The organism is Mycobacterium sp. IDUB_36, from assembly GCF_055419225.1.
This window is the reverse complement of the sequence record NZ_JBVAXH010000002.1, coordinates 269,025-290,624: the sequence shown is the minus strand read 5'-3', so window position 1 is coordinate 290,624 and position 21,600 is coordinate 269,025. Positions and strand designations below refer to the sequence as shown.

The following is a 21,600-nucleotide window of genomic DNA, read 5'->3' as shown; positions in this document are numbered from 1 at the left end:
CCATGAGGATTGCTGTCACCGGGGCCAGCGGAGTGCTCGGCCGCGGCCTCGTCGGGCGCCTGCTCAGTGCGGGTCACGACGTCGCAGGGCTGGCTCGTCGCCGGCCCGAAAGCTGGCCCAGCCAGGCGACGTTCGTTCCAGGCGATATCCGCGACCTCTCCGCGGTACGCCGAGCGGTCGCGGGCGCCGAGGTCGTCGTGCATTGCGCATGGGCCGTCAACCCGGCCGCCGATCGACCCTCGGACGTCGAGGTCACGATCGGTGGTACTCAGAACGTGCTCGACGCCGTCGCGCGCAGCGGCACCCGGCGTGTCGTCTTCGCGTCGTCGGCCCATGTCTACGGTCCTGGCAGGCTGCTGACGGAAGTTCAACCGCTGCAACCGGTGTCGCCGTTCGGTCGGGACAAGGCCCGCGCCGAGGACCTGATCGCCGACTCGGGCGTGGAGTGGGTGACGATCCGTGCCGCGGCGATCGTCGGTCGTGGCGTCGACAACTGGGTGCGACGAGCGCTTGCCTCGGCGTTTTTCCCCGAGTCGTCGAATCGCACCCTGCAGGTCGTGCACACCGACGACGCGCACCGCGTCTTCGTCCGCGCAGCCGTCGACCGGGACGTCGTCAGCGGGGCGGTGAACCTCGCCGCGGCCGGTGAACTCACCCTCGGCGAGATCGCCGAGACACTCGGCCGGCCGCTGACACCGCGGCTGCTCCGCAAGCTGAGCCCGGCGGCCGAACTCGACCTGCTGCTGAGCGCTCCGTCGCTCGATACCGCTCTGCTGCAGGACACCTGGAACGTCGAACCCGGCTGGACCGGACGCGACTGCCTGCACGATCTCGCCCTGGCGGTCCGCGGTCACGTCAGCGTCGGCCCCTGGTCGACATCGCTGCCGTGGCGGTTGACCCATGTCCAGGACATCCCCGCGGTCGACATCCCGGCCGCCGACGGCGAGGCGACACAGCTGGCCGGCCCGGACGGCGGCAACGGCGAGTTCGACACCCCGATCGACCCACGTTTCCCGACGTATCTGGCCACCAATCTCTCCGAAGCCCTGCCCGGGCCGTTTTCCCCGTCGTCGGCGTCGGCGACCGTCAAAGGCCTGCGCGCCTCCGGTGCCGTCATCGCCCGACGCCTTCGTCCTGGCGGCCTGATCCAGCGCGAAATGGCTACCCGCACAGTCGGAGTGTTCGGCCACCGGCTCTACGGCGCCATCACGACCGCGCACTACACCGCCGAAGTCGTGCCCTTCGTCAAACCCGAGACGGTGGTTCGGCAGAGCCAGTTCTTCGGCCCGAGCCTGACCGCCATGCCGATACACGGCGAGCAGCAGCTTCCCCCCGAAGCACGCAGCGCCACCGGCCCGTTGCGCACCATTCGCAACCTCGGCGTCTTCGGAGTGAACCTGGCCGGGCTGGTAGCGGGCGCAAATCGGGACACCGACGACTTCGTCGACGACGTCGCGTGGCTGGAAGAGATTGCCAAGGGCGATCTTTCGCAGCTCACCGAAACACGCCTGCAGAGCCTCATCCTGTTGGCGCGGGACCACGTCATCGACGGCTGGGTGCTGGCCTCCGGGTCGTTCATGGCGTTCGCGGCGCTCAACACGATCCTGCGCGGACTGAGCGGGCGCGACATGGTGTTGCCGGTCGGTCAGGAACTGGCCAGTGCGGGCCTGCTGAGCGCGGTCTATCGCATCGCCGACGCCGCGCGCCGTGATCCCGAGGTGCTGCGGATCCTTGGCGCGACCGGCGACCACCTCGATGAGCTGTCCACCAAGACGCCGGAGTTCTACCGGACCCTGCTCACCGAATTGGAAGCGTGTGGGCACCGCGGGCCCGCCGAGCTGGAGATGCGGTCGTCAAGCTATGCCGACGACCCAGAGTTGCTACTCCGCATGGTGGCGAAAGCCGTTGACACGCCGCTGCGTTCGGAGACGAGCCGGCCGACGATCCCGGTGCAGGCACGCCCGCTGGCGCTGCTCGTCGCACATCAGGTTCGCGATCGCGAGATCCGTCGTGACCGTCTGGTGCGGGCAAACTGGTTGCTGCGCAACTTGCTTCGCGAGCTCGGTCGACGACTGGTGGATTCGGGGACGATCGAGACCGTCGACGACGTGTTCTATCTCTTGGTCGACGAGCTCGATGCGCTGCCCCCCGACACCGCGGACGTGGTGGCTCGCCGCCGTGCCGATCAGCGCCGGCTCGCCGACGTGCTGCCGCCCGCCGTCTTCAGCGGCGACTGGCAGCCGACATCGGTCGCGGCGGCCGTCCTGTCGCCGGGGCAGACCCTGACCGGCGCCGGGGTCAGTGCCGGCCGGGTCCGCGGCCGGGTCCGCATCGTCCGGCCGCAGACCATCGACGACCTGCAAGCCGGTGAGATCCTGGTCGCCGAGGTCACCGACGTCGGCTACACCGCGGCGTTCTCCTACGCGGGCGCCGTCGTCACCGAACTCGGCGGGCCGATGTCGCACGCGGCGGTGGTGGCGCGCGAATTCGGTATTCCCTGCGTGGTCGACGTGCACGACGCCACCCGGCGGCTGCCGCCCGGCGCGCTGATCGAGGTCGACGGCACAACCGGGACGATCGAGGTCCTCGAATCGTACCTGCCGAGCGTCACCTCCTGACGTTCGCTAACGTCGGGTAGATGCACGAACACACGGTCCGCGTGACTACCGCCGCGGGCACCGTCGAAGGTTTCACCCGCGACGGCGTTCACCGCTGGCGATCCATCCCGTACGCCAAGCCGCCGGTGGGTGCGCTGCGATTCCGGGCACCCGAGCCGGCCCAGCCCTGGCGGGGCGTGCGTTATTGCCACGGCTTCACCAAATGCTCCCCGCAGGAGCACCGCTACGCCATACTCGGCGTCGGCAAATATCAGGCGATGGGGGAGGACTGCCTCACCCTCAACGTCACCGCGCCGGAGGCGCCGCGTTCCGAGCCGTTGCCGGTGATGGTTTTCGTGCACGGCGGCGGATACATCATGGGCAGCTCGGCGACACCGATCTACGACGGGGTCGCGCTGGCCAAGCGGGGCTGCGTCTACGTCTCGGTGAACTACCGGCTCGGCGCGCTGGGGTGCCTCGACTTGTCCTCGTTGTCGACACCCGACGTGTCGATCGACAGCAACCTGTTCCTCCGCGACCTGATCCTGGCGCTGCGCTGGGTGAAGGACAACGTGGCGGCGTTCGGCGGCGATCCCGCCAATGTCACGATCTTCGGTGAGAGCGCCGGGGCCCATGCCGTCGGCGCGTTGCTGACTGCGCCCGATGCCGAAGGGCTTTTTGCGCAAGCAATTTCGGAGAGTCCCGCCAGTGGCATGACCCGGTCCACCGATATCGCGGCGGAGTTCGCCAGTCGATTCGCCACCCTGCTGGGTGCCGGGGCTGGCGATGCCACTCAGCGACTGATGACGGCGACGCCGGCGGAGCTGGTTGCGACGCAGAACCGGCTGATCAACGACGGCGTGCGAGAGATGTTGGGCGCGTTCCCGATTGGCCCGGTGTTCGGTGACGACGTGTTGCCACTGGATCCCATCGACGCCATGCAGCAGGGCAAAGCGCATCGCGTTCCCCTGATCGTCGGGACCAACGCCGACGAGGGACGCCTGTTCACCCGCTTCCTGCAGTTGCTGCCGACGAACGAGCCGATGATCGAGGCACTCCTGGCTGAGGTCGAGCCGGCCGAGCGGGAACGCATCACCGGGGCCTACCCGGACTACCCCGGGCGGTCGGCGTGCATCCGGCTGGGCGGTGACTTCGCCTTCGGCTCGGCGGCGTGGGGGATGGCCGAGGCCCACGGCCGGTACGCACCGACCTACCTGTATCGGTACGACTACGCGCCGCGGGTGCTGCGCTGGTCGGGTCTGGGGGCCACTCACGCCACCGAGTTGCTCGCGGTCTTCGGTTTCTACCGCACCCGGGTCGGCGCGTTGTTGACAGCGCCCGTCGACCGACGCTCGGCACTGCGGGTGACCCGCGAAGTGCAAAGGCGCTGGCGGTCATTCAGTCGCACCGGTGACCCCGGTGACGACTGGCCGGCCTACACCGAGGCCGACCGCGCGGTGTTGGTGTTCGACCGCAAGTCCCATCTCGAGTACGACCCGCACCCCGAACGGCGACTGGCTTGGGAAGGCTTTTCGCTGGCGCGATGACGGTGGATGTGATTTCGTGAACAAGCCATGACATCTCACCCCGACAATGTCGTCGAGCGGCCGGCTGACCTCACCGCCGACTGGCTGACCGCCGCCCTCGGCGCCGGCACCGTCACCGACTTCACCACCGAACGAATCGGCACCGGCCAGATGAGTGAGTGCTACCGGGTTCAGCTGACGTATGCCGACACCGCAGCGGACGGCCGTCCGGACTCGGTGGTGCTCAAGGTCGCGGCCACCGATCAGATGAGCCGTCAGACCGGAATGACGTTGGGTCTCTACGAGCGTGAAGTGTGCTTCTATCGCGACATCGCTCCGCGCCTGCACGGTCCGGTTGCGCCCTGCTACCACAATGGTTTCGACGCGGAGTCCGGAATCTTCGACGTCTTGCTCGGCGACGCCGACCCGGCGGTGGTCGGTGACGAGATCCGCGGTGCGACGACGGCGCAGGCGCACACCGCCGTCACCGAACTCGGCCGTCTGCAAGGCCCGCTACTGGGCGACCCCACGCTGGCCGACGCCGCGTGGCTCAATCGCGATACGCCGGTCAATCAGGGTCTGATCGCCGCGCTGTTCGCCGGCTTCGTCGACCGCTACGGCGACCAGATCTCCCCGCGACATCACACGGTGTGCGAGCGACTGGTCGGCGGGTTCGACGACTACCTGTCAGCCGAGGCAGCCGAGGACCGCATTCACGGACTGGTCCACGGCGACTATCGCTTGGACAACATGCTGTTCGGCGCTGAAGGCGCCGATCGTCCACTGACCGTTGTCGATTGGCAGACGGTCACCTGGGGGCCGGCGATGACCGACCTGGCCTACTTCCTCGGTTGCGCGCTGCCGGTGGCGGATCGGCGTGAGCACTACGACGTGCTGCTCGACGGTTACCATCGTGCGCTCGGCCCGGACACGCCGCTCAGCCTCGCCGATGTTCGCGAAGGCGTACGCCGGCAGAGTTTCTTCGGGGTGATGATGGCCATCGTCTCGTCGATGCTGGTGGAGCGCACCGAGCGCGGTGACGCGATGTTCATGACCATGCTGCAGCGGCACTGCGAGCATGTACTGGACACCGACGCACTGGCGATTCTGGCGGAACCGACCACGGGAGACTCGACTCGCCCGTCGGCGGATGACGAGTCGGCGCACACCCCGACCGACGAGTCGCTGTGGAACGAAAGCTGGTATGCCGACTTCGTCGACGCCGCACAGGGATTCGGCGGCTGGATCCGGCTCGGTTTGATCCCCAACCAGCAGACGGCGTGGCTGCATGCCGTGTTCTGCGGGCCCGGGATCCCCACCGTCGCCGTCGTGGACTTCGATGTGCCGTCGCCCGCCGATCCGTGGCAGGTAGGCACCGGGACAATCGATTTCACGCACTCGGCGGACAACCCGCTGCGCACCTATCGGGTGGCGCTGACCGGGCGCGGCCAGTCCTACCTCGACCCGGCAGCGTTGCTACGCGGTGAACAGGGCGAGCCAACGGACGTCACCCTCGAGCTCGAATGGGTCACCGACGGTACGCCTTATCAGTACCGGATCGCCACCCGATACGAGATCCCTTGCACCGTAACCGGATCGGTGACTGTCGACGGCCGCCGCTATACCCTTGACGCGGTGCCCGGACAGCGGGACCACTCGTGGGGAGTCCGCGACTGGTGGAGTATGGACTGGCTCTGGAGTGCGTTGCACCTCGACGACGGCACGCATGTACACGGGGTGGACCTCAAAATCCCAGGCGTTCCGCCGATGAGCGTCGGATACGTCCAAGACCGCAGCGGAACGGTCACCGAACTGGAAACCATCTCTCCGATACAGACATTCGACACCGACGGGCTTCCGGTCACCGCGACGCTGGCCGTCAATCCCGGCGGAATCACGGCGACCATCGACGTGCTGGGACACGGGCCGCTCCGTCTGGTCTCCACAGACGGTCGGGTCAGCCAATTTCCGCGGGTGTGGGCGACGGTGAGCACCGCAGACGGCCGGGCCGGTGTGGGCTGGCTGGAATGGAACCGCAATCTGCCCGGTGCCTGACGAAAAGTACTGTGCAGCAGGTACGCCCATCGTGGTGATGGGCGTGTCCGGCTCCGGCAAGTCCACCGTCGGCGCGGCGCTCGCCGGTTGCCTCGGTGTACCTTTTGCCGACGCCGACACCTTTCACCCTGCGGCCAATGTCGCGAAAATGTCGGCCGGTACGCCGCTCGACGACGACGACCGATTTCCCTGGTTGGCCGCCGTGGGCCAGTGGCTGGCAGAACACGACGGCGGGGTCATGAGTTGTTCGGCGCTCAAACGCCGATACCGTGACCAATTACGTTCGCACCGAACCGGTATCGAGTTTCTGCATCTTGCCGGTTCACTGGAACTGATCGGTCGCCGGCAAGCCGGACGGGCCGGACATTTCATGCCGTCGTCATTGGTGCTGTCGCAGTTCGAGGCGCTGGAACCCCTCGGCCATGACGAACGCGGCCTGACCATCGAGGTCGGGCAGAGCGTCGACGCCGTCGTCGACTCGTTCGTGCGGTATCTGTCGGCTAGGACCTGACCACTTGGGTGCCGCCGGCAAGCTCGTCGTGCTTGCCCTGCTTGGTAGGGCTGCCGCTGATCGTCACGGCGATCACGACGTAGGCGATGAACGCCAACAACGGGCCGAGGTAGGGCACCACCGACAGCAAGGTGAACGAGTTGCGGATGGCCGACTGGGTGACGTCGGGTCGGGCGGCACCGGCCGGGCCGTGGACGGACAACCCCAGCAGCCGTTTGCCCGGACTGGCGCCCTGGCTGACTTCGAACAACACGAAGTAGGCGAACATCAGCACACCCGAGAACAGTCCGGTGACCAGCCACCAGTAGTCCCCGTCGAGCAGCAGTAAGGACGCGAGGAACACGACGACATTGACCAGGACGCCATCGATCAGCCGGGCGAGGAACCGCGCGCCGAGCCCGCCGGCCCGGGCACCCGATGCCTGCGCCGGGTAGCTGTATCCGGGGTCGAAATCAGGTGATGTCATGACGGGCTCCTTGCTGCGGTGGCCGCCAATGTACCCGGGTCAATTCGGCCCGTCGATGGCGCCGGTCAGCTCCAGCGGCGCGCTTTTTTCCGTCCACGGTGAGCCAGCTCTTCTCCACGTTCGCGGGCGACTTCTGCCAGCTCGGTACCGCGTTCGCGGGCGACATCCGCCAACTCACTGCCACGTTCGCGGGCGACTTCCGCCAGCTCGCTGCCGCGTTCGTAAGCGCGTTCACCGATTTCGGCGCCGCGGTCACGGGCGATGTCGGCCCATTCGGTGCTGCGGTCGCGGACGGTCTCGGCGAGTTCCTCGCCGCGTTTGCGCGCGCGCTTACGGGCCTTCTTAACCACCGGCTTGCTTTTCTTGGCGGCGGTCTGGGCCCAGTCGGCACCGCGCTCGGCGGCGGTGCTGGCGAGATCGGCGCTGCGATCGGCGGCCGTGCTGGCCAGTTCTTCACTGCGTTTGCGGGCTGCTTCGACCACCGGCGCACTGCGCTCGGCCGCCGCACTGGCTAGTTCGCGTCCGCGCTCGGCGGCCGTGCTGGCCAGTTCTTCGCCGCGCTTACGGGCAGCTTCGACGACTGGCGCGCTACGCTCGGCCGCCGCGCTGGCCAATTCGCGACCGCGCTCGGCACCGGCGTGCAGGCCGTGCGAGATCCGCTCAGCCAGTTCCGAATCGAGCAGCGAGTCGTCGGAACCGCTCAGTGGGAGCTTCGAGGACACTGCCTCAGTCAGCCGGTTGGCGGCGCGCCGTCCACGCCACCCCAGGGATGGCTTGCCGGCGGTGTCGGCCGACGCGATGATGAGACCGCCCAGCAGGCTCAGGTCGGTGAGCAGGGCGCGACGTTTTTCCGTTTTGCGTTGCGGGTCGCTCTCGGTCCAAAAGAGGTGTCCGCCAAGGCTGCCCGGAATGACAGTGAATGCGAGCGCCGCCGAGGCAATTCGCGGCAGCTTTCCGGTGGCCAGCAGCACCCCGCCGCCGACCTGGACGGCGGCGTTGATCCGCGCGGCCGTCTCGGGGTTCGACGGAACCTTGTCTCCGTACGGCTCCGGCAGATTGCGCAGCGCTGCGACGGTCGGCTCCGTTGCTTCCAGGGTGATCGACGGGTTGCGCAACGTCTCGATGCCCTGGCCGATGAACACTGCGGACAGCAAAGGACGCGCGATTCTACGAATCAACATGGCGGGGGTGTTCCCAGCTTCCGCCGTCGGCAAACCGCCCCGCTGAACGGACTTACGGCCCTGGTGGGACCGCCCGGCGCCGTGCCCAGAGCGGCAATACCACCCAGAATCCGAGTTGTCCCGCAATCGCGCAGGCACCGGCGACGACGCCGGCGCTTGCGCCCGCCACCGCGCTGAAAATGATCACTGTCACCCCGGTCAGTGCCAAGCCCATCAACAGCAGTCCGGCGTAGGCGAACCGGTGTGCCGCCGACACCAGGAACTGGGTTCGGTGGCGGCGAAACAGCATGCGATGCATTCCGACCGGCGCCTCCAGCAGGACGGTAGCGCCGACCGAACAGCCCACCGTCGCCAGATACACCAGACGCATCGTGGTGCTCAACACGTCGAAACGGGGCTGGAACGGCAGCGTCAACAGAAAGCCGGTCAGCAACTGAACACCGGTCTGGACGACTCGTAGTTCCTGAAGCAGACTCAGCCAATTGCGGTCCAACCGTTGGGTTTCGGTCTCTGATCGCGCCGTGCTGTCCCAGGCCTGATCGCGTTCAGGGTGGTCGACGACGTCCATGAGCGTCGATCATGCCAGCACGTGGGTCTTGCTATGGCTTCTCGGCGAACAGGAGTCGCGCCGATGCCTCCAGCCTGTCAGCGATCTCTGAATACGACGCATAGCCCATGCCGGCCCGCACCAGTGCTCCCGCGTACAGCAACTCGAGGCATTCGACCAGCTCAGGTTTGTGCTCATCGCCTACGGCGGTGACCAAGCGCTGATGTATCTCGCGTCCGACCCGCAACCGGAGATGCTCGACCTCGGGGTCGGTGCTGAGCAACGCGTTGGTCACCGCGCCGGCCAACGCCGGCTCGTCGGCAACCAGCAGCGCGATCTGGCGCAGTACGGCGATCACCCGCTCCGCCGTGTTCGGCGAATCGGTCGGCGAGACAGCACTGGACGCCAATCGCCGCCAGAACACCTCCGCGACAAGGTGCTCCTTGGAAGAGAAGTAGGTGTACGCCGTGGCTGCGCCCACGCCCGCCTCCGCAGCGACCATGCGAATCGTCAAGCCGGAGAAGCCTTCTCGGCTCAGAACATCAATTGCAGCGTTACCGAGGCGGTCGACGGTGTCGGCCTGCTTGGCGGTCAGTCGACGTCTGGTCGATTCCCGAGCCACCGGGTTGGACACGTGTCCGGACACTACTACACCCCGGTGGGGGCGGCAACGGTTGCCGCGGCGCGCATTCCTGGCCGCTCGAACACGGCCGCAACGGTCCGGCTACGTCAATCGCGCGGGACCGAGTGGCAGGTCAGACGCACTCGAGCAGGCCGAGTCGGTTGCGGAATTCCGCGGCGCCCGCGACGAGGGGTGAGCCGGCGATCTCCAGCCACGCCTCGCGCATGCCTTGGCCGTAACTGATGTCGTCGAACAACACCAGACCGCCCGGTGCCATCAACGGCTGGAGTATCTGCCACTGGTTCATCACGAAGTCATAGGTGTGAATGCCGTCGACGAACGCCAGGTCGATTCGTCCCGGAAGGTCACGAATGTGGTCTTCGAAGGCGCCCCGCGTCAAGGTGAAGCGCGCCGACACCTCGCCGATGGCACGTTCGGCAATCTGCGCCCAGTCCTCGTTGATCTCGTAGCTGTACAGATGCCCGAACTGGTTTTCCTCGAGGCCGGCCGCGAAGTACATACCGGACACGCCGAAGCCCGAACCGAATTCGACGATCGTCTGCGGTCGACGCTGCGTCACCAGCCATGCGTAGAGGTCGCCCTGAAAAGACGGCGAACTGACATCACGCGGGCTGAACCTGGCGTCCGGCAGATCGTATTCGGCGGCTATCGGTTGCCGGCCCAGCCGCTCGTGGTTGGCGGCCAGAATGGCCTCGATCCGGTCTTTCTGCGGCGCGGGTGGGTATCGGCGGCGCAAATTCGTGATCCAGCCACCACGTGAGACCCATTTCAACGAGCGGTTGAACATCACCGAAGTCTAACGGTGCGAATGCCTTATCCGCGATTGCGTTAACCTTCACGCGATGACGCCTTCCTCGAATAGTGCAGCCTCCGACCAGATCACCAGCCGATTGTTCGCGCTGGCCGACCGGGTCACCGGCTTCATGCCCGCCGACGAGGGGCAGGTGCTCTACGACGTGGCGACGCGCTATCTCGACAACGGCGTCGGTGTGGAGATCGGAACCTACTGCGGCAAGTCGACCGTGCTGTTGGGCGCAGCGGCGCGGGCGCGCGACAGCGTGCTGTACACGATCGACCACCACCACGGTTCCGAAGAGCACCAGTCCGGCTGGGAGTACCACGACGCATCGCTGGTGGACCCCGTCACCGGGCTCTTCGACACGCTGCCGTCGTTACGTCACACGCTCGACGAGGCGTCGCTGGACGACCACGTGGTCGCGGTGGTGGGCAAGTCGAGTGTGGTGGCGCGGGGCTGGCGCTCGCCGCTGCAATTTCTGTTCATCGACGGTGGTCACAGTGAGGAAGCGGCACGCAGGGATTACGACGGATGGGCGAAGTGGGTCGGCGCCGGGGGCGCGCTCGTCATCCACGACGTCTTCCCGGATCCGCGTGACGGCGGCCGGCCCCCGTACGAGATCTATTGCCGCGCATTGGAAAGCGGTGCATTCACGGAGAAGTCGGCGACCGGGTCGATGCGGGTGCTCGAGCGCACCGACGGTGACGCCGGGGAGCCGGTTTAGCGATCCGACTGACTCGCGGCGCACTCGCAGTCGTAGTCGCTTTCCAGGCCGCGCGGCAGATCGGTGCCACGGAATATGCCGTTGCCGGCGGTGGTGCGTGACAGCACGTCGGCGGCGAGAATCACCGCGGCGCCGGTCCAGCTGGTGCGCTCGACGGGCCACCGCTTTCCGTCACTGAACACCAGCCCCGTCCAGTACGAACCGTCTTTCTCCCGCAGGTGCTGCATGGCGGCGAATTGGGTCCGCGCGGCCTGGCGGTCACCCATCGCGTCGAGCGCCAGCACCAGTTCGCAGGTTTCCGCACCGGTCACCCACGGCCGGTCGTCGACGCACCTGATGCCCAATCCGTCGACGACGAAATCGCCCCAGCGCTCGGCGATCCGGGCCTTCGCTGCGCTGCCACGCAGCGCACCACCGAGGATGGGGTAGTACCAATCCATCGAATGGTGCGGCTTCTCGGTGAAAGCCGACGGATGCACCGCAATCGCATGGCCCAGTCGGCCCAGGCCGATCTCCCAGTCCGGTTGCGGCGAGTCGACCAGATTTGCCAGCGCCAGTGCACATCGAATGCTGTGGTAAATGCTCGCGCAGCCGGTGAGCAGAGCCTCGGGCAGCGGGCCGGAAGGGCTTCGCGCCCAACAGATCTCGCCACCCTCGAGCTGGAGGTCCAGCACGAAATCGATGGCCGCGCGGACGGTTGGCCACATGGCGGCCGCGAACGCTGCGTCACCGGTGACCAGCACGTGATGCCAGACGCCGACCGCGACGTATGCGCAGAAGTTGGTGTCGCTGTTGGAGTCCTCGACCACCCCGGCGCGCAACTGAATCGGCCAGGACCCGTCCGCGCGCTGGCGGCGGCGACACCAGTCGAAGGCGCGTCGCGCGGGTTCGATCAGGCCTGCTGCGGTGAGCGCCATCGCGCATTCCACGTGGTCCCACGGGTCGGTGTGGCCACCATCGGACCAGGGAATCTCTCCAGACGGATACTGCAGCGCTGCAATGGATTCCGCCGTCTGACGGCATTGCTCGGGGGAGAGGACGCCGTCGACGCCCGGAATTTCAGACCAGCTCAACGGCAGACACCGGCTTCTCGAAGTACAACGCGACGCTCTTGCCGATCAGCGGGTTCAATGTCGACTCGGCCAACCTGGTCAGAAGTGGGCGTTGCATCATGTCCCACACCAGCACCTTGTGGTAGGCGGCTACGGCAGGATGGTCCGACTTATTCACCCCGACAGCACATTTCAGCCACCAGAAGGGGGCATGCAAGGCGTGTGCGTGGTGGGTGTGGAGGAAGGTCATTCCGCGATCGGTGATCTTGCCGCGCAACTGGTTCGCCCGGTAGATGCGGATGTGGCCGCCCTCGTTGCTGTGGTAGTCCTCGGAGAGCAGCCAGCAGACCTGCTCGGGAAGCCAGCGCGGCACGGTGACCGCCAGCTTGCCGCCGACCTTGAGTACCCGGACCAGCTCTGCGATGACGGCGTCGTCGGCCGGAATGTGTTCCAGGATCTCCGAAGCGATCACGCAGTCGAAGCTCTGGTCGGGGTAGGGCAGCGACCGCGCGTCGCCGACGACGGCTTCCGCCCGACCCGACGCCGGTACCTCGCCGGCGTCCGCCATGCCCCGGAACATCGTGGCGACGTCGCTGATCTCACCGGCGTCCTGGTCGAATGCCACCACGTCGGCACCCCGCCGGTATGCCCCGAAGCTGTGCCGACCGGCGCCGCAACCGACGTCGATGACCCTGGTGCCCGGACCGACACCAAGTCGATCGAAGTCGACCGTCAGCACAGCTCGCCCACCGCCGGATTCGGATCGCGGACGGTTCCGGCGCGGGCGATGGCCTGCTGGTAGACGCGCACGGTCTGGGCAGCCACCGATTCCCAGCTGAACACTTCCACCGCGCGCCGTCGACCGGCCGCACCGAGCCGTTCGAGCTCGTCGGGGGAGTTCAGCAGCTCGCCCAGGACACGGGTCAGTTCGGCCGCATCACCGGGCGGGACCAGTCTGGCGCAGCCCCCGTCGGCGCCCAGGACCTCGGGCAACGCACCCGCCCGGCTCGCCACGATCGGCGTACCGCTCGCCATCGCCTCGACGGCAGGGAGTGAAAAACCTTCGTAAAGCGAAGGGATACAAGCAACTTGGGCCGAAGCGAACAGCCCGGCCAATTCGCTGTCGGAAAGTCCGCTGGAAATCCGAACGATGTCGGAGATGCCCAGCTCGGCGATCAGCTTCTCGGTGGGGCCGTTGGGCTCGAGCTTGGCGACCAGTTGCAGCTCCACGTCGTGGTCATGGCGCAGCTTGGCGACGGCGTGCAGCAGGTGCCCGACACCCTTGAGCGGGACGTCGGCGCTCGCAATCGCCATGATGCGGCCAGGCACTCGCGGCGCGCTCACGGGCGTGAACAACTCTGTGTCGACGCCCAGCGGTACCACGTGCAGCTGTTCGGGCCGTACACCGAAGTCCGTCGAGATGTCGGTCGCCGACGAGGAAGACACGGTCAACAGTTCGGGGATGCTGCGCGCCACCCGCTCCTGCATTGCCAGGAAGCCGTACCACCGGCGCAACGTCGGCTTGCGCCACCAGCGCGCCGCGGCCAGATCCACCACCCGGTCGCGGGTGATCGGGTGGTGCACCGTCGCGACCACGGGCAGGCCGTTCGCCGCGATCTTGAGTAGACCGACACCCAAGCTCTGGTTGTCGTGCACGACGTCGAAGTCATCGTGCCGATCGGCCAGCAGCCGCGCGGCCCGCAGGCTGAAGGTGCGTGGTTCGGGAAAGCCGGCGGTCCAGACGCCGGCCAATTCCAGGAGGTCGATTCGATCCCGGATCTCCCGGGGATGCGGGATGCGGAAGGGGTCCGGCTCGCGGTACATGTCGAGGCTGGGCACCTCTGTCAGCACCACCCGCGGGTCGAGCTCCTCGGGGTAGGGCTGGCCGGAGAACACCTCGACATGGTGTCCGAGGTCGACCAGGCTCCGGCTGAGGTGCCGTACGTAAACGCCCTGGCCACCGCAGTGCGGCTTGCTGCGATAAGACAACAGCGCAATCCGCATACTCACGCCCGATCTGGTGTGGAGGTGCCGAGAGCCGGCACGAGGAAGGGTTCGGGCGACGCGTCAACGGACTTTCTGGACACGTGTCTGGACTATAGTTTGACAAACTACCTGATGCAACGCGCTGCTCGTGGCGCTGGCGATGGCGATCCTACCCAGCCGAATCATCGCAGTGACAGGGGCACCGGACCGGTCGGCGATAACGTGGTGTCATGCGCGCGCTGGTCGTCGTCGACGTTCAGAGAGACTTCTGCGAGGGCGGCTCGGTGGCCGTCGCCGGCGGGGCCGACCTGGCGGGTGCCATCGCCGGCTACCTGGCCGACGGTGCCGACTACCACCATGTGGTGGCGACGCGGGATCTGCACATCGATCCCGGCGACCATTTTTCCGCTCACCCGGATTACATCTCGTCCTGGCCGCCGCACTGCCGCGCCGGCAGCGCCGGCGCTGAATTCCATTCCCCGCTCGACACCGGCCACTTCGAGGCGGTCTTCAGCAAAGGTGCCTACGACGCCGGGTACAGCGGGTTCAGCGGCCATGACGACACCGGCACGCCGCTGGCCGATTGGCTGCGGAGCAGGGATGTCGACCGCCTGGACGTGGTGGGCATCGCCGCCGACTACTGCGTGCGGCGGACAGCCGAAGACGCGACGGAACAGGGCTTCGCCACCCGGGTACTGACGGACCTCACGGTGGGTGTGGAGCGGGAGTCCACCGCCGCGGCCTTCGATGCCCTCCGCGCCGTGGGCGTCGCGATAGTGCCCGCCCGGTGACCGGCCCGACGGAGTCGGCACTGCTGGCCGCTGTGGAGCAATCGCCGGCCGCCGCCGCCGCGCACGATCGCGCCGGTTGGGTGGGTCTGTTCAGCGAAGACGGTCGTGTCGAAGACCCGGTGGGCTCGCGGCCGCACACCGGCCCGGACGAGATCGGCCGGTTCTACGACACGTTCATCGGGCCACGCGATATCGGGTTCCGTCGGGACCTCGACGTCGTGCGCGGCACGTCGGTGATCCGCGATCTCGAACTCGAGGTTGTGATGGGCTCGGGCGTCACCATGACGATTCCGGCGTTCCTGCGCTATGACCTGAGCCGGGTCGACGGTGACTGGAAGATTGCGCGGCTGCGCGCCTATTGGGAGTTGCCGGCGATGGTCGTGCAGTTCGCGCGCAACGGCGCATCGGCGCTGCCGGCCGGCATTCAGTTGGCCGGGGGTCTGATGCGCAATCAAGGCCTGCGCGGCGCGCTCGGCTTCGGCGAGGGCTTCCGGCGCGTGGGCTCGCGGCAGAAAACACTGGTCGACACATTTGTGAACGCGGTGGGACGAGGGGACAGGTTCGGCGCTCTGCAGTCATTGTTGTCCGGTGCGACACTCACATTCGGCGACGATGACGCTTCCGACGTGGCCGAGCTCATCGCTCGATGTCCGGGGGCTATGGCGACGAAGGTGATCGCCTCCGGGACGACCGTCGTTGCGTCGATTGGGGCGGGGCACTGGCGCGGTGTCCTGTTCGCCGATGTGGAGCGGCGTGGCACCGGGATTCGGCAGGTGCGCTACTTCCCGCAGTGACGCCCCCACTGAAAACGCAACCTGTGAAGCAGGCATCCATCACTGCGAGCCGGAGAGACACCACGAACACCACCCTTGGTCGCGGTAGACCTTTCGATCGGCGGACACTGCTGCGCGGTGCCGGCGCGATCGGCGCGGCGTCGGTGGCGGCGTGGCCGACCGCCGCCTGCAGCCAGGACGATGATGCTCTGACGTTCTTCTTCGCGGCCAATCCCGAGGAGGCCGAGGCCAGGCTGCGTGTTGTCGACGCCTTCCAGCGCAGCCACCCCGACATCAAAGTGCGCACGTTGCTGTCCGGTCCGGACGCGTTGCAACACGTGTCGATCTACTGCGCCGGCGGCAAATGTCCGGACGTGCTGATGGCGTGGGAGTTCACCTACTCCGGGTTGGCGGAGCGCGGCGTACTGCTCGATCTCAACACGATGCTGGCGCACGACAAGATGTTCGCGGCCGAACTCTCAGCTGACAGCGTGCCCTCGCTGTATCAAACATTCAGCTACAACGGAGGCCAGTACGCTTTTCCAGAGCAATGGTCGGGAAACTTCTTGTTCTACAACAAATCCCTGTTTGCTCAGGCCGGTGTGCGCCCACCACCCGGACGGTGGGACCAGCCGTGGAGCTTCGACGAGTTTCTGGACGCAGCAAAGGCTCTCACCAGGCGGGACCGATCGGGCCGGGGCACGCAGTGGGGGTTCGTCGATACCTGGGCTCCGTACTACTCGGCCCTGATTTTCGGGATGAACAACGGTGTGCCGTGGTCGAATCCGCGGATCAACCCGACGCATCTCAATTTCGATGAGTCCGCATTCATCGAGGGCATACAGTTCTACGCCGATCTGGCCAACCGCCACCGCGTCGCACCCACCGCGTCGGAAGCGCAGTCGATGTCCACGACGGATCTATTCACGTCGGGGCACGCGGCGATGGCATTCGGCGGGCATTGGCGATACCAGACCCTCGACAGGGCCAAGGGCCTGGATTTCGATCTCGGTGTGTTGCCGACCGGGCCGAAAGGCCGTGCCGCGCACACCAATATCGGGACCACCGGGCTGGCGATCGCGTCGAGTAGCAGCCGGAAGGAACAAGCGTGGAAGTTCGTCAAGTTCGCCACCGGGCCGGTTGGCCAAGCGGTGATCGCCGAATCGGGCCTGTTCGTCCCGGTACTGAAATCGGCCATTCATTCGGAGGGTTTCGCCAAGGCGCACAAGCGGATCGGTAATCTCACCGTGCTGACCGGTGGGCCGGCTCATGCCGCGGGTCTACCGGTGACCCCCGCCTGGCCCAAGATCGCCGCGCTGCTGGACCGTAACGTCAGCCCCGTGCTCCGCGGTGCGCGCCCCGCGACGTCACTGTCCGACGGGCTGTCCCGCCACATCGACGAGGTGCTCCGAACGCCATGAGCCAGCTCGACACAGTCGCCGCTCCCGTGCCGAGACGCCGCCGGCCGTCGGCACGACGCGCCCGAGCCGGGCGCTTGTTCGTCGCGCCGAACCTGGCCGCGGTCGCCGTGTTCATGCTGTTCCCGCTCGGATTCTCGCTGTACATGAGCTTGCACAGCTGGGATATGTTCACCCCGGCAAAATTCGTCGGACTGGCCAACTACCGAAGCCTTTTCACCGAAGACCCGCTGTTCAGCATCGCGATGCGCAACACCGTTGTGTATGTGCTGGGCACGGTCGTTCCGACTGTTCTCATCAGCCTCGCGGTGGCCGGCGTGCTCAACCGGAAAATCAAGGGCATAGCCATCTTTCGTACCGTCATCTTCTTGCCACTGGCAGTGTCGTCGGTGGTGATCGCCGTCGTCTGGCAGTTCGTCTTCAACACCAACAACGGTCTGCTCAACATCGTCCTCGGCTGGGTCGGGATAAGTCCCATTCCGTGGTTGGTGGATCCGAAGTGGGCCATGACGTCGCTGTGCATCGTGAGCGTCTGGCGCAGCGTGCCTTTCGCGACGGTCATCCTGTTGGCCGCGATGCAGGGCGTGCCGGAAAACCTCTACGAGGCGGCCCGGCTCGACGGTGCGGGGGAGCTCCGCCAGTTCGTGTCGATCACCGTGCCGTTGATCCGGGGAGCGGTCTCCTTCGTCGTCGTCATCTCGGTCATCCATGCGTTTCAGGCGTTCGACCTCGTCTACGTCCTCACCGGACGCTACGGGGGCCCGGAGACGGCCACCTATGTCCTGGGCATCATGCTGTTCCAACATGCCTTCGCGTTCCTGGAATTCGGCTACGCCTCCGCTCTGGCATGGGTGATGTTTGCCATCCTGCTGGTGCTGACCGTGGTGCAGCTGCGACTGGGACGTCGTCGAGCAGCCCAGGAGGAGACGTCGTGGGCGTAGCCGGGCGGGTGATCAAACCCGGTGTCGTTCGCGGTGTCGCGGTGTACGTCGCGTTGACCGTGATCGCCACCTGCGCTCTCGTCCCGATCCTGTGGGCGGTATCCGGTTCGCTGAAGCGGACCGGTGAGATCAGCACGCCGACACTGTTTCCCGCGGATCCGCAGTGGTCGAACTATCGCGAGGTCTTCGCCGTCATGCCGTTCTGGCGGATGTTTTTCAACTCGGTGCTGTATGCCGGTTGTATCAGCGCCGGTCAGGTGTTCTTCTGCTCGTTGGCCGGATATGCGTTCGCGCGGTTGCGATTTCGGGGACGCGATACCTTGTTCGTGCTCTATCTGGGCACCCTGATGGTCCCGCTGACGGTCACGGTGATTCCGCAGTTCATCTTGATGCGTATCGCGGGATTGACCGATACACCGTGGGCCATGATCGTGCCGGGCCTGTTCGGCAGTGCGTTCGGCACCTACTTGATGCGGCAGTTCTTCCGTACGCTGCCCGACGAACTCGAAGAGGCGGCGATCCTGGACGGCTGTACCCCGTGGCAGATCTATTGGCGCGTACTGCTCCCACACGCAAAGCCCGCGGTGATGGTGCTGGCGGTGCTCACCTGGGTCAATGTCTGGAACGATTTCCTCTGGCCGCTGCTGATGATTCAGCGCAGCAGTATCGCGACACTCACGCTGGGACTGGTGCGGATGCAGGGTGAATACGTATCGCGATGGCCGGTGTTGATGGCGGCGTCCATCCTGATTCTGCTGCCCCTGTTGCTGGTGTACGCGATCGCCCAGCGTGCCTTCATTCGTGGCATCGCCGTGACCGGACTGGGTGGCTAGCGCGTGGCCCCGGTGACGTTCGAACAGGCGACGCGGCGGTTCTCCGGTGCCGCCCGGCCCGCGGTCGACTGCTTGGATCTCAGCGTCGGCGACGGCGAATTCGTGGTGCTGGTCGGGCCTTCCGGGTGTGGCAAGACCACGTCCTTGCGGATGATCGCGGGGCTGGAGACGGTGGACTCCGGGCGGATCCTGATCGGCGCCCACGACGTCACCGATGACGATCCGAAGGACCGCGACGTCGCGATGGTCTTCCAGAACTACGCGTTGTACCCGCATATGACGGTCGCGCAGAACATGGGTTTCGCGCTGAAGATCGCCGGTGTGCCCAAGAGCGAGATCCGGGAGCGAGTGGTGACCGCGGCTCGACTACTCGACCTCGAGCCTTATCTGGATCGCAAGCCGAAAGCGCTCTCCGGCGGCCAACGTCAGCGGGTGGCAATGGGCCGCGCGATCGTCCGTCGGCCCCAGGTTTTTCTGATGGACGAGCCCCTGTCGAACCTGGATGCGAAATTACGGGTGCAGACGCGTAATCAGATCGCCGGGCTGCAGCGCAGTCTCGGCACCACGACTGTCTATGTCACCCACGATCAGGTCGAGGCGATGACGATGGGCGATCGCGTTGCGGTGATGCGTGACGGCGTCCTGCAACAGTGCGCGGCGCCCCGCGAGCTGTACCGCAACCCGGCCAACATGTTCGTCGCGGAGTTCATCGGATCGCCGGCGATGAATCTGTTGACCGTTCCCGTCGTCGATCAGCACATCGCGCTGGGTCACTGGTCGATCGCGGTGCCGCGTGGAATCGACACGGCGACAGGCGAGCTCGTGATCGGTATTCGGCCGGAGCATCTGCAGATCGGTGCAACCGGGGTCGAGATGGAGGTCGACGTCGTCGAGGAACTCGGCGCGGACGCCTACCTGTACGGTCGGATCACCGCGGCCGAGAGCGCATTTGATCACCAGATCGTTGCCCGGGTCGACGGTCAGGATCCGCCGCAGCGGGGTGCCCGGATTCGCCTGGAACCGCAACCGGAGCACGTGCACTTCTTCGGTGTCGACGGTCGCCGGCTGCTCTGACGCCGGCGACCGCGACGACGCGCTAGGCGGGAATCAGCGTCCCGACTCGGTCCAAGATGGTGGGCACGGCGGCGCCGGTGTCGCCACGCTGGCACACCCGGGCCGCGTAGATCACGTTGTTCTTCACCCGTGCACCGTGCGAGCAACCCCAGCCGTCGGCGTTGTTGTTGGTCAGCTCGGTGTTGTGCCAGTTCGCGCTGGCGGGATCGCCGTTCTGGACCTGGAATTGCCATGTGGTGGCGGCATTGTCGGTAGGCCGGTGCACGGTGACGTTGTTGCACTGGTCCACGGACTTGAAGGCGTTCTGGAACGCCGCCGTCGCGGTGGCGGCATCGGCATAGGTTGCTATTTCCTGCTCCACGACGTGCGTGAAGTTGTCCTTGCTCTCCTGCTGGCGCAGCGCGCGGAAGGTGGTGAAGTCGTTGCCGACGGCCGTGGTGTTGAGTCCGAACAGCGATGCACACACCGATTGGTTGCCCAGGGCGTACGGCTGCAGCGGGGTCTTGAACTTCTGCTCGTAATTCAGTGTCGCGCTGATGATTCCGCCGGTCTCGTCGAGAGGTAGCAGCAGCGCGTCCACCTTGCCCGGCACGACAATCGCCGGCGGTGCGGGGGTGGCCGGGGCGGCCGGTGTCGAGGACGGCGCGGCTGCCGGAGCGGTGGGATCACCCGCTGCCGCCTGCTGTGAGGTGGCCGTCGGCGCCGGCTTGTTGACCGTCGGATCGATGGTGTCTTCGTCGTTCTTGGGGTGAGAGCAGCCCACGGCGGTCAGCACAAGGAGGCCCGCACACGTGGAGACAAGTTTGACCCGCTTCATTGAATCGGCCCTTTCATTTCGTTCAAATCCTGCGTTCGGCGGTTGACTTCGTCGCGACTCAAGACGGGAGTCCGCCCACCATTTGGTCCATCATCTGGCTCACCGCCGGCCCCGCATTACCCATCTGGCAGACCTGGGCCCGCAGGATCGAATTCTCGGCGGCATGCAGGTCGACGTAGCAGTTCCACCCGATCGGATCGCCTTGATACAGCTGGCCTTGATGCCACTTCGCGTCGTCGCCGGAGACCTTCGGCGCGGAGAGCTGCCATGACGGCTTGTTGGGGCTCTCGGTCACCACCACGACCGCATTGCATCCGGTGGTCGGCTCGATGCCCTTGGTGAACACGCTGCGCGCGGTTTGCGCGTCCGGAAAAGTCGCTACGGACTGGAGCACAATGTAGTCCGGCGATTCCTTGTCGTCCTCGAACATGTTGATACGGAACAGATTCAGGTCCGAACCGTAGAACTTGGTGCCCTGGGTGATGAGCGGGGCGCACTCCTGGTGTTGGTCGAGCTGCACTTCTTTGGACGGCCGCTTGCCTTTGAGTTGGACCGGCAGATTGGTGCCCAGAATGTCGCCGACGGTGTCGGCGGACAGCAGGACCGAGTCGATGTTGGATCCGGTGACCGAAGCGGCCGACGAGTCAGCCACCGCTGTCGGCGTCGCACCCATCAGCACAGTGAGCCCGGCACAGCCGAGTGTGAGAAGTTCGCGTTTCATCGAGATACTTACCTCCTTTGATCTCAAACCCTAACGGCCACGCGCACCGACCTACCGCACCAATTCGGACGCCCCGCGACACGGAGCCTAGCGACCATTCCCGCAGCTCGCGGGCACATTGTGCGAAACTTTCGGCCAACACGTCCGA

At 66.3% G+C, this 21,600-nt stretch carries 21 protein-coding genes; 11 read left to right on the top strand and 10 right to left on the bottom strand.

Annotation, left to right across the window (positions count from 1 at the left end; genetic code table 11):
- Positions 1 to 2: 2 nt before the first annotated feature.
- Genes ACZYW1_RS19755 through ACZYW1_RS19740 form a run of 4 tightly spaced genes read left to right on the top strand, consistent with a single transcriptional unit; the run spans position 3 to position 6,689 of the window.
- On the top strand, positions 3 to 2,618 hold the full coding sequence (locus tag ACZYW1_RS19755) for an NAD-dependent epimerase/dehydratase family protein (RefSeq protein ID WP_463788169.1): 2,616 nt from the start codon (positions 3 to 5) through the stop codon (positions 2,616 to 2,618).
- 20 nt (positions 2,619 to 2,638) lie between these two features.
- Entirely contained in the window at positions 2,639 to 4,144 is a 1,506-nt protein-coding gene (locus ACZYW1_RS19750) for a carboxylesterase/lipase family protein (RefSeq protein ID WP_463788168.1), read from the top strand.
- 27 nt (positions 4,145 to 4,171) lie between these two features.
- Complete coding sequence (locus ACZYW1_RS19745; protein WP_463788167.1) at positions 4,172 to 6,178, top strand: DUF7064 domain-containing protein; 2,007 nt, start codon at positions 4,172 to 4,174, stop codon at positions 6,176 to 6,178.
- Positions 6,179 to 6,215: 37 nt separating this feature from the next.
- Positions 6,216 to 6,689, top strand: a complete 474-nt coding sequence (locus tag ACZYW1_RS19740) for a gluconokinase (protein WP_463788804.1) — start codon at positions 6,216 to 6,218, stop codon at positions 6,687 to 6,689.
- On the opposite strand, the gene ACZYW1_RS19735 is transcribed toward ACZYW1_RS19740, so the two are convergent.
- From ACZYW1_RS19735 to ACZYW1_RS19715, 5 genes are all read right to left on the bottom strand, one after another.
- Positions 6,679 to 7,155, bottom strand: coding sequence for an RDD family protein (locus ACZYW1_RS19735; protein ID WP_463788166.1), 477 nt, complete (start codon positions 7,153 to 7,155; stop codon positions 6,679 to 6,681). The genes ACZYW1_RS19740 and ACZYW1_RS19735 overlap by 11 nt on opposite strands.
- 65 nt (positions 7,156 to 7,220) lie before the next feature.
- On the bottom strand, positions 7,221 to 8,336 hold the full coding sequence (locus tag ACZYW1_RS19730; protein WP_463788165.1) for a DoxX family protein: 1,116 nt from the start codon (positions 8,334 to 8,336) through the stop codon (positions 7,221 to 7,223).
- A 52-nt stretch (positions 8,337 to 8,388) separates the two neighbouring features.
- Positions 8,389 to 8,904 (bottom strand): DUF6328 family protein, encoded by a 516-nt coding sequence (locus tag ACZYW1_RS19725; RefSeq protein WP_463788164.1) that lies wholly within the window; start codon positions 8,902 to 8,904, stop codon positions 8,389 to 8,391.
- A 31-nt stretch (positions 8,905 to 8,935) separates the two neighbouring features.
- Complete coding sequence (locus ACZYW1_RS19720; protein WP_463788803.1) at positions 8,936 to 9,517, bottom strand: TetR/AcrR family transcriptional regulator; 582 nt, start codon at positions 9,515 to 9,517, stop codon at positions 8,936 to 8,938.
- A 121-nt stretch (positions 9,518 to 9,638) separates the two neighbouring features.
- Positions 9,639 to 10,313 carry an O-methyltransferase gene (locus ACZYW1_RS19715; RefSeq protein WP_463788163.1) on the bottom strand — a complete coding sequence of 225 codons (675 nt, stop codon included), beginning with the start codon at positions 10,311 to 10,313 and terminating at the stop codon, positions 9,639 to 9,641.
- A gap of 55 nt (positions 10,314 to 10,368) precedes the next feature.
- Here ACZYW1_RS19715 and ACZYW1_RS19710 point away from each other — a divergent pair, with 55 nt between their 5' ends.
- Complete coding sequence (locus tag ACZYW1_RS19710) at positions 10,369 to 11,046, top strand: class I SAM-dependent methyltransferase (RefSeq protein WP_463788162.1); 678 nt, start codon at positions 10,369 to 10,371, stop codon at positions 11,044 to 11,046.
- On the opposite strand, the gene ACZYW1_RS19705 is transcribed toward ACZYW1_RS19710, so the two are convergent.
- The 3 genes from ACZYW1_RS19705 to ACZYW1_RS19695 are packed head-to-tail and all read right to left on the bottom strand — an operon-like array spanning position 11,043 to position 14,102.
- Positions 11,043 to 12,119 carry a prenyltransferase gene (locus tag ACZYW1_RS19705; RefSeq protein WP_463788161.1) on the bottom strand — a complete coding sequence of 359 codons (1,077 nt, stop codon included), beginning with the start codon at positions 12,117 to 12,119 and terminating at the stop codon, positions 11,043 to 11,045. The two genes, ACZYW1_RS19710 and ACZYW1_RS19705, sit on opposite strands and share 4 nt — an antisense overlap.
- Complete coding sequence (locus ACZYW1_RS19700; protein ID WP_463788160.1) at positions 12,106 to 12,837, bottom strand: class I SAM-dependent methyltransferase; 732 nt, start codon at positions 12,835 to 12,837, stop codon at positions 12,106 to 12,108. The genes ACZYW1_RS19705 and ACZYW1_RS19700 overlap by 14 nt, the downstream gene beginning before the upstream one ends.
- The gene (locus tag ACZYW1_RS19695; RefSeq protein WP_463788801.1) at positions 12,831 to 14,102 is read right to left on the bottom strand and encodes a glycosyltransferase family 4 protein; all 1,272 of its coding nucleotides are present in this window, start codon (positions 14,100 to 14,102) and stop codon (positions 12,831 to 12,833) included. Before ACZYW1_RS19695 ends, ACZYW1_RS19700 begins: the two co-directional genes overlap by 7 nt.
- A 212-nt stretch (positions 14,103 to 14,314) precedes the next feature.
- Between ACZYW1_RS19695 and ACZYW1_RS19690 the strand changes: the two genes are divergently transcribed.
- From ACZYW1_RS19690 to ACZYW1_RS19665, 6 genes are read left to right on the top strand one after another with little or no spacing between them, the layout of a single operon-like run.
- A complete protein-coding gene (locus tag ACZYW1_RS19690) occupies positions 14,315 to 14,875 on the top strand; it encodes an isochorismatase family protein (RefSeq protein WP_463788159.1) in 561 nt (186 codons plus the stop codon).
- A complete protein-coding gene (locus tag ACZYW1_RS19685; RefSeq protein ID WP_463788158.1) occupies positions 14,872 to 15,669 on the top strand; it encodes a ketosteroid isomerase family protein in 798 nt (265 codons plus the stop codon). Before ACZYW1_RS19690 ends, ACZYW1_RS19685 begins: the two co-directional genes overlap by 4 nt.
- 38 nt (positions 15,670 to 15,707) lie before the next feature.
- Positions 15,708 to 17,069: an ABC transporter substrate-binding protein gene (locus tag ACZYW1_RS19680; RefSeq protein WP_463788800.1), complete on the top strand. Its 1,362-nt coding sequence runs from the start codon at positions 15,708 to 15,710 to the stop codon at positions 17,067 to 17,069.
- Complete coding sequence (locus ACZYW1_RS19675; RefSeq protein WP_463788157.1) at positions 17,066 to 18,007, top strand: carbohydrate ABC transporter permease; 942 nt, start codon at positions 17,066 to 17,068, stop codon at positions 18,005 to 18,007. Before ACZYW1_RS19680 ends, ACZYW1_RS19675 begins: the two co-directional genes overlap by 4 nt.
- On the top strand, positions 17,998 to 18,840 hold the full coding sequence (locus ACZYW1_RS19670; protein WP_463788156.1) for a carbohydrate ABC transporter permease: 843 nt from the start codon (positions 17,998 to 18,000) through the stop codon (positions 18,838 to 18,840). The genes ACZYW1_RS19675 and ACZYW1_RS19670 overlap by 10 nt, the downstream gene beginning before the upstream one ends.
- Before the next feature lie 3 nt (positions 18,841 to 18,843).
- Entirely contained in the window at positions 18,844 to 19,914 is a 1,071-nt protein-coding gene (locus tag ACZYW1_RS19665; RefSeq protein WP_463788155.1) for an ABC transporter ATP-binding protein, read from the top strand.
- A 22-nt stretch (positions 19,915 to 19,936) separates the two neighbouring features.
- On the opposite strand, the gene ACZYW1_RS19660 is transcribed toward ACZYW1_RS19665, so the two are convergent.
- Entirely contained in the window at positions 19,937 to 20,677 is a 741-nt protein-coding gene (locus ACZYW1_RS19660; RefSeq protein WP_463788154.1) for a sensor domain-containing protein, read from the bottom strand.
- A gap of 112 nt (positions 20,678 to 20,789) precedes the next feature.
- On the bottom strand, positions 20,790 to 21,452 hold the full coding sequence (locus ACZYW1_RS19655) for a sensor domain-containing protein (RefSeq protein WP_463788153.1): 663 nt from the start codon (positions 21,450 to 21,452) through the stop codon (positions 20,790 to 20,792).
- Positions 21,453 to 21,600 lie beyond the last annotated feature (148 nt).